The sequence below is a fragment of the Microbulbifer sp. MKSA007 genome (assembly GCA_032615215.1).
In the GTDB taxonomy this organism is placed as follows: domain Bacteria; phylum Pseudomonadota; class Gammaproteobacteria; order Pseudomonadales; family Cellvibrionaceae; genus Microbulbifer.
In genome coordinates this window covers 396,613-412,643 of the sequence record CP128433.1, presented here as the reverse complement: position 1 = coordinate 412,643, position 16,031 = coordinate 396,613, and the positions used below count along the sequence as shown (strand labels likewise).

Annotated in this window: 11 protein-coding genes and 1 pseudogene; 6 read left to right on the top strand and 6 right to left on the bottom strand. The window is 53.8% G+C overall.

The annotated features are described in order from the left end of the window. Window positions 1-40 precede the first annotated feature (40 nt). From QT397_04540 to pilG, 6 genes are all read right to left on the bottom strand, one after another. The gene (locus tag QT397_04540; GenBank protein ID WNZ56638.1) at window positions 41-520 is read right to left on the bottom strand and encodes a chemotaxis protein CheW; all 480 of its coding nucleotides are present in this window, start codon (window positions 518-520) and stop codon (window positions 41-43) included. A 35-nt stretch (window positions 521-555) separates the two neighbouring features. Beyond that, window positions 556-6,822: an Hpt domain-containing protein gene (locus QT397_04535; GenBank protein WNZ56637.1), complete on the bottom strand. Its 6,267-nt coding sequence runs from the start codon at window positions 6,820-6,822 to the stop codon at window positions 556-558. Window positions 6,823-6,961: 139 nt separating this feature from the next. Then, complete coding sequence (locus QT397_04530) at window positions 6,962-9,103, bottom strand: methyl-accepting chemotaxis protein (protein WNZ56636.1); 2,142 nt, start codon at window positions 9,101-9,103, stop codon at window positions 6,962-6,964. A gap of 160 nt (window positions 9,104-9,263) precedes the next feature. Next, window positions 9,264-9,803, bottom strand: a complete 540-nt coding sequence (locus QT397_04525; protein ID WNZ56635.1) for a chemotaxis protein CheW — start codon at window positions 9,801-9,803, stop codon at window positions 9,264-9,266. Window positions 9,804-9,819: 16 nt separating this feature from the next. Next, complete coding sequence (gene pilH / locus QT397_04520; protein WNZ58494.1) at window positions 9,820-10,182, bottom strand: twitching motility response regulator PilH; 363 nt, start codon at window positions 10,180-10,182, stop codon at window positions 9,820-9,822. A 235-nt stretch (window positions 10,183-10,417) separates the two neighbouring features. Continuing rightward, on the bottom strand, window positions 10,418-10,813 hold the full coding sequence (pilG, locus tag QT397_04515) for a twitching motility response regulator PilG (GenBank protein WNZ56634.1): 396 nt from the start codon (window positions 10,811-10,813) through the stop codon (window positions 10,418-10,420). 350 nt (window positions 10,814-11,163) lie between these two features. On the opposite strand from pilG, the pseudogene gshB reads away from it, so the two are divergent. The 6 genes and pseudogenes from gshB (at window position 11,164) to QT397_04485 (ending at window position 15,964) form a co-directional block, all read left to right on the top strand. Beyond that, window positions 11,164-12,119: pseudogene (gshB, locus tag QT397_04510) on the top strand (glutathione synthase). A gap of 92 nt (window positions 12,120-12,211) precedes the next feature. Then, a complete protein-coding gene (locus QT397_04505) occupies window positions 12,212-13,123 on the top strand; it encodes a TonB family protein (protein ID WNZ56633.1) in 912 nt (303 codons plus the stop codon). A gap of 34 nt (window positions 13,124-13,157) precedes the next feature. Beyond that, window positions 13,158-13,742, top strand: coding sequence for a YqgE/AlgH family protein (locus QT397_04500; protein WNZ56632.1), 585 nt, complete (start codon window positions 13,158-13,160; stop codon window positions 13,740-13,742). A 20-nt stretch (window positions 13,743-13,762) separates the two neighbouring features. Continuing rightward, on the top strand, window positions 13,763-14,185 hold the full coding sequence (gene ruvX / locus QT397_04495; protein WNZ56631.1) for a Holliday junction resolvase RuvX: 423 nt from the start codon (window positions 13,763-13,765) through the stop codon (window positions 14,183-14,185). Window positions 14,186-14,262: 77 nt separating this feature from the next. Further along, window positions 14,263-15,180 carry a hydroxymethylbilane synthase gene (hemC, locus tag QT397_04490; protein WNZ56630.1) on the top strand — a complete coding sequence of 306 codons (918 nt, stop codon included), beginning with the start codon at window positions 14,263-14,265 and terminating at the stop codon, window positions 15,178-15,180. A 1-nt stretch (window position 15,181) separates the two neighbouring features. Then, window positions 15,182-15,964: a uroporphyrinogen-III synthase gene (locus QT397_04485; protein WNZ56629.1), complete on the top strand. Its 783-nt coding sequence runs from the start codon at window positions 15,182-15,184 to the stop codon at window positions 15,962-15,964. The last annotated feature ends 67 nt before the right edge of the window (window positions 15,965-16,031 follow it).

The following is a 16,031-nucleotide window of genomic DNA, read 5'->3' as shown; positions in this document are numbered from 1 at the left end:
GGCCTCTGGCCCCTTTTTTGATAATACATTGCAAAACAAGTCAGTCACTGCGATAGCGCAGGCAGGCCCGCTCTAATCCCTGCAGGTCGGGAATAACCGCCTCCTCACCAGAAAGCGCCACATGCATTAACTCTCCAGGGTTTAGTGGCTGCTCTCGCAGCGCCAACTCCTCAGGGGTAACCCGCACCAGGCGCGGAGTGCCGCGCAAGAGCAATGCAAAATACGGCAGCTCGCCATCGGGATTTCCCGTGCTCAGCACCGCAATACGCCCCTCTTCTGCAACTGCTCCCAAGGCACCACCACGCATCACTTCAAAAGATACCACCGGCAGGCGCTGTTCCCGCCAGATCAGATCTCCCAAATACCACTCGGGTACATCTTGAACTGCCATCGGCGTCTGCATTGCAACAACCTCTGAGAGGCTGTCCACCGGCACCAGCAGCTGCCCCTGCTCAAGGGGCAATAACAGGCTGCTCACTTCCTGGGGGACATCTACCGGCAGCGCTTCAACTTCACTCATTGCCTATCTCTATATTATTCCTGATATTTGCCGTCTCAGCTTCCGACAGCTTCGGCATCCGCGTACTCACGAATAGCCGCCAGCAGTACATCTTCCTGGTAAGGCTTACCCAGGTAGTGGTTAACTCCCAGGGACATAGCGTGATCGCGGTGCTTATTACCGGTACGCGAAGTAATCATTACTATAGGAATATCGCGCAGGCGACTACTGGAGCGAATATGGCGGGCAACCTCGAAGCCATCCATACGCGGCATCTCAATATCCAGCAAGATCAGATCCGGGATCTTATCCTGCAGCTGGATAACCGCATCCTGACCATCCTTTGCAGTGCTAACCAGATAGCCCTCTCGCTCCAGAAAGCGCGTAGTTACCTTGCGCACTGTAACCGAGTCATCCACAACCATAACGGTCTGCTGGCGCGCCTCCTGCTCGGACTGCACTTCAGGCTCTTCCTGAATTTGAAGCTGCGGCACTTCCGGCCTTGCCAACTGAGTGGCCTGGCGACGCAGCAGGGCGTGTGCGTCGAGAATCACCACGACGCTACCATCACCAGTTACCGTTGCACCTGATACCCCTTGAACCCCGGAGAACTGCGGGCCGAGGCTTTTCACTACAATCTCGCGGCTGCCCTTAATGGCATCCACCTGTAATGCCATAGCGTGCCCTTCAGAGCGCACCAACAAAACGGGCAGTTGCATATCATCGACACTGAGTTTGGGTTGAGCACCAGACTTCAGCAGAGTACCGAAATAGCTAACCTGGTAGAGTTCTCCGGCGTATTCGAAACGCGCATCATCTGAGCGATAGTAGTGCTCCAACTCAAATGGGCTGAGGCGCACAATACCTTCGATGGTATTCAGCGGCAATGCAAACAGGTCATCGCCAATTCGCACCATCAAAGCGCGGTTAACCGAAACTGTGAACGGAAGACGAACGACAAATTCTGTTCCTGCGCCTGCCTCTGAGTTGATATGGACGCTGCCACCAATCTGCTTCAGCTCGGCGGATACAACGTCCATGCCCACACCCCGGCCAGATATCTGGGTAACTTTTTCTGCAGTGGTAAAACCGGCCTGCAGAATGAACTGAAGAATCTCATTATTCGAGAGCTCAGCATCCGGCCTCATCAGGCCATTTTCCACCGCCTTTTCACGCACCCGGATCAAATTGACACCGGCACCATCATCGCGGATGGTGAGGACTACTTCACTGCCCTCCCTTTTCAGCGCCACATCGATACGCCCACGCTCAGACTTGCCGGCAGCCAAACGCTCCTCTGGCATTTCAATGCCGTGGTCCACAGCGTTGCGCAGCATATGCTCCAGTGGCGCAACCATACGCTCCAACATGGACCGGTCCAGCTCGCCTTCAACGTTGGAGAATCCCAACTCGACCTGCTTGCCCAGCTCAGCACTTACTTGGCGCACGATGCGACGCAGGCGCGGTACCAGACGGGAGAAAGGTACCATGCGGCTGCGCATCAGACCTTCCTGCAATTCGGTATTTACTCGGGACTGCTGGAGCAACAGGGTCTCTGTATCCCGCGCCTTGTTATTCAGAGTGGAGCGCAGCTCCATCAAGTCAGATGTGGACTCCAGCAGGGAACGGGATAACTGCTGAATAGACGAGTAACGGTCCATTTCCAGCGGATCGAAGTCGCCGTCCTGTTCTGCCAACTGCTCCTGGCGGAACAGGATCTGAGCCTCGGTCTCGCGGTCAAGGCGGCGCAGCTGTTCGTTGAGACGAACCAGCGTCACATCCATCTCGTCTAGGGCGAGACCGAACTCACTCATCTGCTCTTCAAGACGACCACGGGAAATTGCAGTCTCACCGGCGAGGTTTACCAACTCCTCCAGAAGTTCAGCAGCTACACGCACCATCTCCTGGGGCTGGTTCCGGGTCGGTGCCGCTACCTCCTGCTCTGCATTACCGGCCTTGCGGATAAACGGCAAAACGTTATCGCTTTCCTGACCTACAGCGATCTCGGGCAGCTGCGTAGCAACTACATCAGCATCCGGCTGAGTACTCTCGGCCGCAATGACTTCATCACCTTGTTCCGCATCCGCTACGAGAACAGTGTCTTGAGGTTGTTCGTCTGAAACTTCAGATTCAATAACTGCTTCTGCAGCTGCCGAGTTAGCCGGCTTCTGATCCGCCCAATCGGTGCTGACCAGCTGTACAAAAGCATCAAGCTGTTCACCAGCCATCCAGGCGCGAACTGTCTCTACTCCATCGGCGAGACGATCGTGGATACCATGGGCATTGGCGAAGAAATCTGCGGAGGGCCGATCGTTGTCGCGCATGCCTTCGATCACCGTTTCAAAACGGTGAGCTACTTCACCCAACCCCATTAGGCCAGCCATACGTGCACCACCTTTAAAGGTGTGCAATACACGCTTCAGGGCCTCACCTTGCTCGCGGCCTTCCGGCTCCTCTTCCCAACTCTGGATCAGTTCCTCCAGCTCATCGGTAAGATCTCCCGCCTCCTCCATAAAGACATCGACAACATCCGGGTCAATGTCTGCCAACAACTTCTGTAAATCGACTGATTGAGCGGAATCCTGTGATGACACCTCGCTACCCGGTTGCTCGATAGCCAGGTCGCCAGCAGGTTCAACATCAGGTGCAGAGAAGGGTTCTTCAAATTGAGAAACGTCCTCAACGGCGGCCTCAACTTCTATGGCCTGCAATTGAGGAATTTCCGAATCCTCAGCTTCACCATCGAGAGATTCCCCATCGTGCGACACCTGTAATACAGGTGGCTCAATCCACTCATCAGGGGATGTTTCTGAAACCAGAAGCTCGGTTACTTCCGTGGGCTCCGGCGCCTGCTCTTCAGGCTCGGCAATAGCCAGTGCTTCGCTATCGATTCCCAGTTCATCGAGGTCGTAGTCATCTTCTGCTGATGAACTGGTTTCCTCACCCTGAGCCAGGTAGCGAAGCGCCTCTTCCACAGCTTCGCTGACTTCAGGGAGGTCTTGTGCTGCTGCTACTGCATCGATTAAATCAAGCAACTCGTTGTGTCCCTGCTCAAGAGAGGCCCATAGTGCGGGCTCCTGCTCAAGGTCACCAGCAAGGACTTTGCGATAAACATTCAGCAACAGCTCAGCGAGCTCGGCCAGGATCGGCAACTGCGCCCGGCTGGCCGCCTCCTGCAGAACATTGAGTTCGTCAGCGACCAATACAACACGACTTTTATCTGCCGGGTCGACGCGCCACTCAGTAAGCATTTGGTCTGCATCAAGTAGCACCCGCATGCCATCAGCCATCAAGACTTCGAGAAGCTGGGGATCGACCGCGCGAGGTTCATTCGCCTCGCGCTCGCGAATCAAGTGGCCTACAGAGCGCTCCTGCAATTCAGCAACGCGAGCAAGGAACTGTTCCGATTTCTCTATTGCGAGAGGCTCGGAAGAGCGAATCTGTTCCAGCACTTCACGCACATAGGTGGCGCTATCATTGATCAGATCAAAAATATCTGCATCGATAGGCACCTGATAAATACGCAGCTCTTTAGCGAAGCGCTCCAGTGGCGCCATAATTTCGGCAACCACTTTGACTTCCGCCATATGTGCGGAGCCTTTTAGTGTGTGGAGTGCCCGGTGCATTGGATCGCTCGGAACACCATACAAAGGCGCGGCAGCCTGCATATCCAGCAGATACTCATCTACGACATTGAGGTGCGTCTCTGCCTCCTGGGCAAAAATTTCCCAGAGTTGAGCCAGGTCTTCTCCGGTGTCCTCAACAACGTCAACTGCCGCGACACCGCCTGCACTTTGGGCTTCCAGATCAGCGGGCATCTCTCCCGCACTCAGCTGCTCAGCCCAAGCTTGTAACTGCAGGGTAAGCTGCTGATCGGGGTCGCTCTGTCCGTGTTTAAACGCCTCAATCATTGAGGGGAACTTCTGATACACCTGCTCAATCAGGTATACATGGGCAGGCCCGGGTTTCACACTGCCATCGATAACCCGGTTGAGCATATTCTCCACAGACCAGGCCAGTTCACCAATATCCAGGGCCTCGACCATACGGCCCGACCCCTTCAGGGTATGGAAGCCCCGACGAAACTCTACCAGGGCATCCTGATTGGCAAAATTGGCAGCCCACTCCGGGAAGTAGCAACTGATATGCGCAAGAACTTCCCCGGCTTCTTCCAGGAAGATCTCGATAATTTCATCGTCAATCAGGCTCTCAGTGTCATCACCGAGTTCCTCCGTCGTATCCGCGACCTCTGCAACTGCAGCAACCGGCTCAACCTCAGCAGACTCTACCATCGGTGCAGCTTCAATGAAGTCAGCAATCTCAGCAGGCGCTTCCTCAGCTTCAGGAGCCTCTATCCCAGTTTCAACTTCAAGTACTGGAGCAGCTTCAACCTGAGGAGCCCCATCAGAGAACCAAGACTCCTCCGGAACAGACTCTCCATCGATTTCCAGCTCGGACTCCACAACAGAATCTGCTTCATCGACAGGCAGCTGCAAAGTTATGGCAGATGACTCTTCCGCTTCTTTTTCAGCTTGAGAGTCCAGAGGTTCGTCAGAAACCACAGCGGCTTCGTCATCGGGGATTAAATCGTAATCAATAAGATCTGGCAGTTCGGGTTCTGATATCGGAGACGCTTCCAGACTGGCGTCGGCCTTACTCTCGTCGGCGATCTTCAGCGAAACGCCCAATGCTTCTACGCTATCTTCAGCCAGTGCCAAAAGCATTTCTGCATCAGCCAGACCTTCCGCACGGCGCTCCAGGTAGTATTCAACACTGGTAATGGCATCTGCCAGAGTATCCAGCATTGTCCATTCGGGCTGTTCTCCAGCCTCAATCAGGGAGTTGCCAATATAGCGATTGCAAGCGGAGATAATTTCACCCGCTCGCTGGTAACCCACCATTTCAAGGCCACCACAGACTTCCTGTAAACGCTGTGGCACACGGCTCAGGTAACTGATATCCCAGTGGCTGGCCACATACTCCATGACCGCTTCTTTTACCGCTTCCAGACCGAGTCTGGCCTCGCGTAATACAGAGTCAGTGGCGTCGCCCATAATGGGCTGCTCATCATCGACTTTTTTATTGCGATCGACGGTGGCGGCAAGCGCTGAATCGAGCTGAACCAATTCCCCGGCGGCACGCATCAGGTACTCTTCAACGTCAGTACCACGGGAAGCATCGCGAAGGTCTTCGTAGACACTGCGAGCGCGAACCCGCTGCGCCTCCAATCCCAAAATACCGAGTGTATCCGCGAGACGCTTGGCCACTGCGGCAGTGTCAGACAGCGAGGGTTGTTCTGTATCAGTTGTACTGGGCTCCAGTGCTTCACGCACCATCTGCAGTTCATCGCGCACTGCAGCAATTGCACTGCCCAGGGCCTCTGGCCCCATCGCCAATACGTCTTCAGTATCCGGGCGAGGCGTACCGGGAACTGCCTTATCTAGTGCGAAGCGCTGGTAAAGTTTTTCGCAGTGCGGCCCATTCGGGCCGGCGAGGTAGACATAAAAAAGTAGGTTGCGAAGAAAGTCCTGATCCAGGCGCGCATCCAATACCTTTGCGCCACGCCCCTGCAACAATCTGAATTCAATATCCACCTTGCGCAGTAAATGGCGCAGTGCGGGCTGTACATTAATACGGTGCTCGCCGAGCGCCTCCAAAATACCGAACAGTACTTCCCACAGGGATTGGCGGCAGCTGCCACTGTAGAGCAGCTGCATTTTTTCAATAATCTTGGTGAGGTAAGCCAGGCTTTCGCCGCTGTTTACATCCCGGATCAGACCCGCAGCCGCAACGTGATACATCTTGCGCAACTTGGTGACCAGGTCATTTAAGCGGGCGCTATCGGCGACGAGGGGCTGGCGCTTTCCAATCACCGTTGCCAATGAAGACAATTCTGGCGAGAAAAGTGCTCCTTCACTGATCAATCGCTCGCGGCGCACTGCGCGCAAGTCATTCATCAGGGGAAGTAAGAGAACGGCATTGTCACGACGCTGAAAAGAAACCTTTTCGAGGTAAAGGGGCAACTCCAGCAATGCGCGCATCAAAAATTCGCGCGTCTCGTCGGTATTTTCAACCGCACCAGTGGCCAGGGCCTGGATAAGTTGCTCCATCTCTTCTGCTAACATCGCGGCACCACTGAGCTGTGCCATATGCAAGCTACCGTGCACCTGGTGCACCAGCGACAAGCTGTTTTGCAGAAGAGAGGCACCCGCATCGGGTTCGACAGCGAACGTCTCAAGAAATTGGCGCGCTTGTGCCAAAGTCTCGTTAATTTCACCGATCAGCCAATCCAAGGCCATAAAGTTCGGGTTGTCGTGACTCACGCCAAGTCCCCAATAATTTATTCAGTACTCAAGCGCTACAGTTTTCTGCGAGAAAAACCCGCGGATTTATCGGAAGCAATTCCGTGCGCCCCTTTTGCACCCGGCCAACTTTCATAATGGCCGGGTATTATTGTGTGGGTTAGGCCAGGGCCCGGTCTTCGCGGGACTCCAATGAATGAGTATCTTCACCTTCAATAGCGAAAGTATCTGTATCCATTTCCGGCAACTCCACGTCATACAGCTCGCTGTTGCTTTCAACACTTTCCTCTTGCGGAAGTTTGAAGCCGGCAACGGATTCGCGCAGTGCACTCGCGGTCTGCGCCAGGTTACCAATGGACTGGGCGGTAGCCTGGGTACCCGCAGAGGTCTGCGAGGTAATTTCCTGAATCACGTTCATCGTGTTGGAAATGTGGCCTGCAGACGAAGCCTGCTGACGTGCAGCGTTAGAAATGTTCTGAATCAACGATGCCAGGTTGTTGGATACATTCTCAATTTCTTCCAGTGCAACACCCGCATCCTGGGCCAGACGAGCTCCACGTACCACCTCACTGGTGGTTTGTTCCATGGAGATTACCGCCTCGTTGGTATCAGACTGAATCGCTTTTACCAGACCTTCAATCTGCTTGGTTGCAGCTGCAGAGCGCTCCGCAAGTCGCTGTACCTCATCCGCTACCACCGCGAAGCCTCGACCGGCATCACCGGCCATGCTCGCCTGGATCGCGGCATTCAATGCAAGAATGTTGGTCTGGTCGGCAATGTCGTTAATCAAACTTACGATATCGCCAATTTCCTGGGAGGATTCACCCAGGCGCTTAATTCGCTTGGAGGTATCCTGAATCTGCTCGCGGATGTTATCCATGCCTTTAATGGTGTTCTGTACCACCTTGGCGCCATTACTTGCGATATGTACCGAGCGCTCGGCTACCTGGGCAGATTCGGAGGCGTTGGCAGATACCTGGTCAATGGTGACCGCCATTTCGTTAACCGCGGCAGAAGCTCCGGCAATTTCCTGTGCCTGGTGCTCAGAGGCCTCGGCCAAGTGCAGTGCAGTCTGCTGGGTTTCCTGGGACAAGCCAGATACTTCCTGTGCAGCACCATTAATCCGCGATACCAGCACACGCAGCTGGTCAATAGTAAAGTTAATGGAGTCGGCAATCGCACCAGTAAAGGCTTCGGTTACCGTTGCAGAGGTGGTCAAGTCACCGTCGGCGAGGTCGGCCAGCTCGTCCAGCAACTGCATAATCGCGTGCTGGTTACGCTCGTTGGTATCTTCCTCTTTTTTCAGGTTTCGGCGGGTACCGGAGAATGCCATCGCCATCATACCGAAGATCAACAAAACGAAGACCAAAGCCAGTGCAGCAATGGTCAAGTTGTTGGGCTGGCGATCATCTGAAAGGTTTACGATTCGGTCATTCAGCGTACTCAATGCTTCGATCAGCTGGGGAGATGACGCGATAATGCCGTCAGAGGCCTGGCGGGTAGCAAACAGGGCTGGAGTTGCTTCGAAGATATCCCGTACGGAGGTGCTTACAAAGCCGAACAGCTCAGTAATTTCATCCAATGAGTGGCGAGCCTCTTCATCGGTGATACGGGAAATCCCCATCACCACATCGCCGCTCTTCATACCGTCAACCACCTTACCGAAAAGACTGGCGTCGGTATTAAACTGGTCAGCGGCGGCTTCAGCATCATCGCCACCTTGGAGCATTTTATCGATATTTCGACCAATACGCTCCGCACGCCAAACCTGCAACTGGGCCTGTTCCACCTGATTTGCCGGGGCGTTGTTAGCCAGCAGAATTTCTACAATATTGTTGTGCTCAGCCTGTAATTCCGGAAGCGAGTCACTCAGCGTTGAAGCGATATCGTTAAGAAATACGATGGTTTCCTGGTTGCCGATAATCGTATCGACCTGCTCGCGCAAGCTGCGCCAAACCTGATCGTAAGCAGACAGCTGAGCACCCAGGGCGCGGCGACTATTGTCATCCATTCGCTGAAGCTGGTTCCAGGCATTAGCCATTTCTTCGGTAACATTTTCCAGCTCGGTAAAGGCCTCACTATCGCCTGCGGTTGCCGCCGGCGCATAGGAAACTACCTGATAGGAAAGGGCCCGCAACTCGGCGACTTGCTGCAGGTACTCTTTATCCTGCTCGTCTCGAGTCTGTACCAAATAAATACTGACAATAAGCCCCGCCAGCGTGGCGAGTACCAGTAGACCTAATACCAGCGCGGCAGGGTTACTGCGCAGCGCGGAAAAGGAACTCTGGGAGCCTGGTTTCATAATTTACTCCTAGCGGGCCATTGCATTAGGCCGGTTTAATACCACTTTAGTTTTAACGCTTTAATGACAAGACCCCTCAGTCAGTGCTGTACATCCCTGCACTAATTGCGGGCCATCCGGTCGACCACCCTCGGCTACCGGAAAGAAAGAACTGGATTAGTCAGCGTAAAGCTGCATCCATAAAACGCGCATCCTTGATCAGTGCCCGCATATCGAGAACGAGCCAACGATGCTGCTGTAAAACAAACTGGCCGTGCACCATTGGCGCAAATGGTTCACTCAAATCTGTCGGTGCCTCACGGGCATACTCAAACGCCAAGTGCTGCATCCCAAACAATTTATCCACGATAAGCCCCACGTAGGTCTTATCCCTCTCGAGCACCAAAACACGACGTTGCTGGCGCGGACCTGAGAGGTAGCCGCCATAAAAAGCTGCGAGATCAATAAGGGGAAGCAGGCGACCACGAACATTAGAGACGCCTTTTACCCAAGGCTGAACGCCCGGAATAAAGGTGTGCTGTGGCACTTCGAGCAATTCCACAACGTCATCCATGGAGGCGACAAAGTGGTTATCCAGAAGAGAGAAACCGATACCGGTCCAGTAGGGTTTGATTTCCCGGCGGCCAGGCAGGCCAGTGGCCTGCGCTTTGGCGCGCCGTGCAATATCAACCAGAGCTAAATAAGGTGTTTGTGACTGCACTTTTCGCAGCTGGCTATTAGGCCAACACCTCCCCGATCGCATCCAGCAATTTGCTCTCATCGACAGGTTTGGTCAGGTAAGCCCTGGCTCCCTGGCGCATACCCCAGACACGGTCTGTATCCTGATCTTTGGTAGTTACCATAATGATCGGAATTTCACCGGTATTGCTGTCTTTGCTCAATTGGCGGGTGGCCTGGAAACCGTTGAGACCCGGCATCACAATATCCATCAGGATCAGGTCGGGGCGTTCGGCGCGGGCTACTTCAACTCCGCTTTCACCGTTTGGAGCGGTGATTACTGCGTGGCCATTTTTTTCAAGAATGGTTGTCAGCTTATGTGTTTCTGTAGGAGAGTCATCAACTATTAGTACTCTTGCCATCATTTCCCCCATGACATCTTTTCGGCAACAACTACTGCGCTCGGCGGTTTTTGTTGTGATTATCCTCGCTAGCATGTGCCGAGATGCACTATGACTACCGATAGTGTGGGTACAAAAATCAACCGGTATGTAACAACCGGAAAATCTGTACTCAAATTAAATTTTGGTACCGAGCTTGTGGGCACAATGCCCACAATGGAGTCCGTTATCTATATTTTCTTTTTCTGTAGGCCACTTATGCGGCATGGTGCGGCTTGGCATGAGCGGAAATAGCACCCAGCAGCTCGCTCTTACTAAAAGGTTTGGTCAGATATTGATCGCAACCAACAACACGCCCTTTTGCCTTATCGAACAAACCGTCCTTACTCGACAACATTACAACAGGGGTGGAGCGGAATTCGCTGTTATTTTTTATTAACGCACATGTTTGATAGCCATCCAGGCGCGGCATCATAATATCGACAAAAATGACATCCGGACGGGAGTCCGCGATTTTTGCTAACGCATCAAAACCGTCTGTCGCGGTGACCACGGTACAGCCCGCCTTTTGCAGCAACGTCTCCGCAGTGCGGCGAATTGTCTTACTGTCGTCGATCACCATGACAGTCAGACTTTCCCAGTTAAGCTCCATAGTCTTTTTTGAATCCCCTGTTTACTTATTTTCGGGCACGCGAAAACTTTAGTTGCGCCCTTTTTTCAAACCGCTTGCGGGGTCCGGGCGCCTAGCCTGGCGAAGGTCGCACGCTGAGACGAACTTTTATCACAGAACCCCAGGCGAATCTAGCTGAGTCGACACACTGCAGGCGACGCAGTTCAAATTATCACCACTTATACATTCATTGGAGGTATTGCGTTAAGAAGGTTGCACCTTCGCAAAGCTGCTCTTACCTTATCTATCCAACAACGCTGGTAGCGGCCACAAATTTGGGAGCAAAACCAGTGATAACTGGGATAGAAATACCCAACGATTTGGAAACCCGTATGAATTATTCCCTCGGTGTGGTGATGGACCCCATCGCCCAGATCAATTTTAAAAAAGATACGACGCTTGCACTGTTACAAGCCGCACAAGATTGTGGTTTCCAGCTATTTTATTTCGAGCAGAGCCATCTTTACCTGGAGAATGGGCGCGCAACTGGGCGCGGCTGCCCTATGCAGGTTTTTGATGATGAGAATCGTTGGTTTTCTCTGGAAGAGTCCAGAGAAATGCCTCTCGGCGAGCTGGATGTAATCCTGATGCGTGTCGACCCCCCTTTGATAATGAATATATTTATTCCACTTATATTCTCGAAGCCGCAGAGCGCGAAGGTGCAACGGTAGTCAACAAGCCCCAGGCGCTACGCGACTGTAATGAGAAAATTTTTGCGACAAGTTTCCCCCAGTGCTGCCCACCGGTTCTAGTCAGTCGCGATATGGCCAAGCTGCGGGAATTTCACCGAACTCATCAAGATGTCATTTTTAAACCTCTAGACGGTATGGGCGGTGCGGGCATCTTTCATTGCAAACCGGACGGCGCCAACTTGGGAGCAATTCTGGAAATGCTTACCGAGCACGGCCGCCAGCAGATTATGGCGCAGCGTTACATCCCCGAAATCAAAGACGGTGACAAGCGTATCCTGGTCGTTAACGGTGAAGCGATTCCCTATTGCTTGGCGCGAATTCCGGAAGCGGGCGAGACTCGCGGCAATCTTGCAGCCGGCGGGCGCGGCGAAGCACGCCCTCTGACCGATAGAGATCGTTGGATCGTTGAGCAAGTCGCTCCCACTTTGAAGGAAAAAGGTCTGTTATTTGTCGGGCTGGACGTTATTGGTGACTACCTAACAGAAATTAACGTTACCAGTCCCACTTGTGTACGGGAAATTGATGCCGCTTACAATACGGACATAGGCGCGCGACTAATGAGCGGCATCACACACCTGCTGGCACAAAAAAGGTAAACTGCGCGTTTGATAACTCTCAGGGCGGTTTACCACTGAGAACAAGGCTGTGTGAAACGCACGCCCGAATAAGTAGTAGTTGATAATAGATAATGAATTCCTCTGCCAACGCGACACAGTTTCATGCAATGCAGCGTGAACGCTTTGTGTTCTCATTATTTCTAGCCGCCGCGTTACATGCGCTAATTGTTTTCGGAGTGGCTTTTGCTGCTCCGAAAGGTGCACAGGCGCCACCGACACTTGAAGTCACACTTTCTTTGCAAAATTCCGCTCAGGCCCCAGAGGATGCTGACTACTTTGCACAGCACAACCAATTAGCCAGTGGTACCGCAGACTCTCGGAAAGAGTTATCCACTAAGCGCCGTGCCGAGTTTGCCGATACGCAAATTCATCGCGTGACGCCTTTGCCACAACAACAATCTGCGCGGCCAGCAGAGCAGCGCCGCCTGTTAATTACCACAGTTGGTGAGAGCCCGGTTCAGGCTCCTGAACTTTCGGCAGAAGATAAGTTATCCGAGGAAAAGCGCGGCGACGCACCCAATGACCTGCCATTGAGCAACCCTAAAATAGCTAGCCTAGAGGCGCGTCTCGATAAAATTCGCCAAACTATTGCCGAGCGCCCCCGAGTACGCAGATTGACATCTGTAGCTACCAGAGCCTCAGCCGATGCCGCTTATTTACATGAATGGCGCCAGAAGATAGAAGCTGTTGGCAGTGATAACTTTCCCGAAGAGGCCTTGGAAAAACAAATTAGTGGCGAGTTACGCATGATGGTGCGGTTGCTTCCCACCGGAGCCGTCGAGAAGGTTGTTATTCTTCAATCCTCCGGGGAGCGCATTCTCGATGATGCGGCCCAACAAATTGTGCGTCTGGCTGCTCCCTTCGCTCCCTTCCCAGTAGAGATCAAGAACGAGGTTGATCGACTAGAAATTATCCGTACCTGGCAATTCGAAAGAACCGGGGGACTTACTACTTCTGCGGGGGATCTGCCCAGCCGAGGCTAAAATGGGCTTTCAACTGGCGGTTTATTACTGATCTATGCCTAATTCGAATATCGATAGCGACCTGACTCACGGAAACCTGCGCGGCCAGTTCCTTCTGGCTATGCCCGGTATGGAGGACCCGCGCTTCAAACACGCTATCGCACTGATTGTTGAGCACAATAGCGACGGTGCCATGGGCATAGTGATCAATATGCCCAGTAAAGTGCACTGGCACGAGGTATTCGAGCAGCTGTCTCTGGAGGATCTCAGCTTGCGCGGTGACGAACCAGTTCTACTGGGCGGCCCTATGTCACCAGAGCAGGGATTTGTACTGCACGGCACCGGCATGCACTTCGACTCTACCACCGAAATCAATTCAGATATCAGCCTGACTGCCTCCAAGGACATTCTCGAATCCCTCGCCGCAGGGCGCGGCCCTGACGATGTACTACTCGCCCTCGGCTACGCGGGCTGGGGGCCCGGTCAGTTGGAGCAGGAGCTGACAGAAAACGCCTGGCTGACACTGCCGGCAGAGCCCGAAACCCTATTCGCCACACCGGTCGAAAAACGCTGGCAAAGCGCCGCCGCCCGCCACGGCATCGATCTTTCCGGCCTCGGCTCCCAAGCTGGCCACGCCTAACAGAAAAATTACTGACCCCTATGAATAAACCCGTCACAGCGCTAGCTTTTGACTTTGGAACCCGTTCTATTGGCGTAGCTTACGGCCAGAGCCTTACCGGTGGAGCACGGGAACTGGCCCCACTGCCCGCCAAAGATGGCAAACCCAATTGGGACTCCGTCGAAGGCCTGATCAAAGAGTGGCAGCCCCACCTTTTACTGGTTGGCCTCCCCCTCAATATGGATGGCAGCGAAAGTGAATTTGGCGTGCGTGCGCGAAAATTCAGTCAGCGCCTGCACGGTCGCTATGGACTACCGGTAGAGCTCATTGACGAGCGTTTAAGCACCCGAGCCGCCAAGGAAGAGGCCAACGAACGCGGACATCGTGGCAACTACGCACAAGACCCAGTGGACTCAATAGCCGCACGGATAATTCTCGAAGACTGGCTGCGCACCAGGGGCTAGCCCCTCGGCTACAGAGAACCTCACGGCATTGCGACTCTGTTAGAATGGCCGCTTCAACCAATAAGTGATTGAGCCGCATGTCTATAGATCGTATTCGCATTGCCACCCGACAGAGTGCTTTGGCTCTGTGGCAGGCCAACTATGTCAAAGACCGCCTGCAACAGGCGCATCCCGAACTTCTTATCGAGTTACTGCCCCTGACCAGCCGGGGTGACCAGGTTTTGGACATCCCACTAACCAAAGTGGGTGGCAAAGGCCTGTTCGTTAAAGAACTGGAAGTGGCGATGCTCGAAGGCCGTGCGGACATCGCAGTTCACTCGATGAAAGATGTCCCCATGGAATTCCCCGAAGGACTTCACCTGCCGATTATTTGCGAGCGTGAAGACCCCCGCGATGCCTTTGTCAGTAATCTTTATGACAGCCTTGATGACCTGCCCCAGGGAGCAGTAGTCGGCACTTCCAGCTTGCGCCGACAGTGCCAATTACTTGCCCGTCGCCCGGACATCAAAGTCACCTTTTTACGGGGCAATGTGAATACCCGACTGACCAAGCTGGATGCCGGCGATTACGACGCAATCATCCTCGCTGCGGCCGGACTGCTGCGACTTGAGATGCCGGAACGCATCCGCAGCTTCCTGGCAACAGACATCCTGCTCCCCGCTGGTGGACAGGGCGCAGTGGGTATCGAGTCGCGCCGCGATAGCGAACTGGAAGCCTTGATCCAACCGCTCCACTGTCCGGAAACCGCAGCCCGACTCAGTGCGGAGCGCGCCCTGGTTAAGCGCCTCAACGGCGGCTGCCAAGTGCCTATCGGCTGCTACGCCGAGCTGGATGGTGACACCCTGTGGTTGCGCGGACTCGTTGGCAGTCCCGATGGCAAAACCATGATACATGCCGACAGTCGCGGCCCTGCCGCTGAGGGAGAGCGACTGGGTACTGAGCTCGCGGAACAGTTACTGGCCGATGGTGCCGATAAAATCCTCGCCGCTATCTGACATGAGCGATCTCACCTCCGACCTGCTGCAGGGCAAACGTATTCTCAGTACGCGGCCAACGCAGCAGGCTGATAACTGGTGTGCGCTACTGCGCAGCCTGGGGGCCCAGGTAGATAACATCCCCATGCTCGGCATAGAGCCAATTGAGGATCAAGCTGCCATACAGGCCTTAAAAAACTCAATTCTCGATTTCGATCAAACGGATGTCGCGATCTTTGTTTCCCAGAACGCCGTGCGCTACGGCATAGACTGGCTTGAAGATTATTGGCCACAGTTTCCCCAGGGTCCTCGCTTTCTGGCGATCGGCGCGGCAACCGCAAGCGCCCTGGAGAAGCGCGGTATACCCTGCGAGCAAAGTGGCAATACGATGAACTCCGAGGAGTTGCTGCGCCTACCCTGGTTACAGCAGTTGGACGGGAAAAGAGTCCTTATTTTTCGTGGCTCCGGTGGCCGCCCTCTTATCGGCGACACCTTGAGTGATAGGGGTGCGCGAGTAACTTATTGCGAACTCTATCGGAGAGTGCTGCCACCGGAGGCTGCAACCTCCCTGGCTGAGTATAAATTCCAACCCGATATTATCAGTGTGCACAGCGGTGAAACACTCGATAACCTGGTTACCTGTATCCGCCAGATAAACCGCAATACACTCTTTGAAACCGCTCTTATCTGCCCGAGTATACGAGTTGCCACTCGGGCAAATGAGCTTGGTTTTGCCCATTGCTATAGCGCGCTAAATGCCGGCGATAACGCTATGCTGGAAACACTGCGTAAAGCCCTCGGCTGATTTGCAATCGAATTCTCGACCGCTTTGCGCTAAAAATCTTAAAACGGCGTTTAGCCCGCTATTAAGG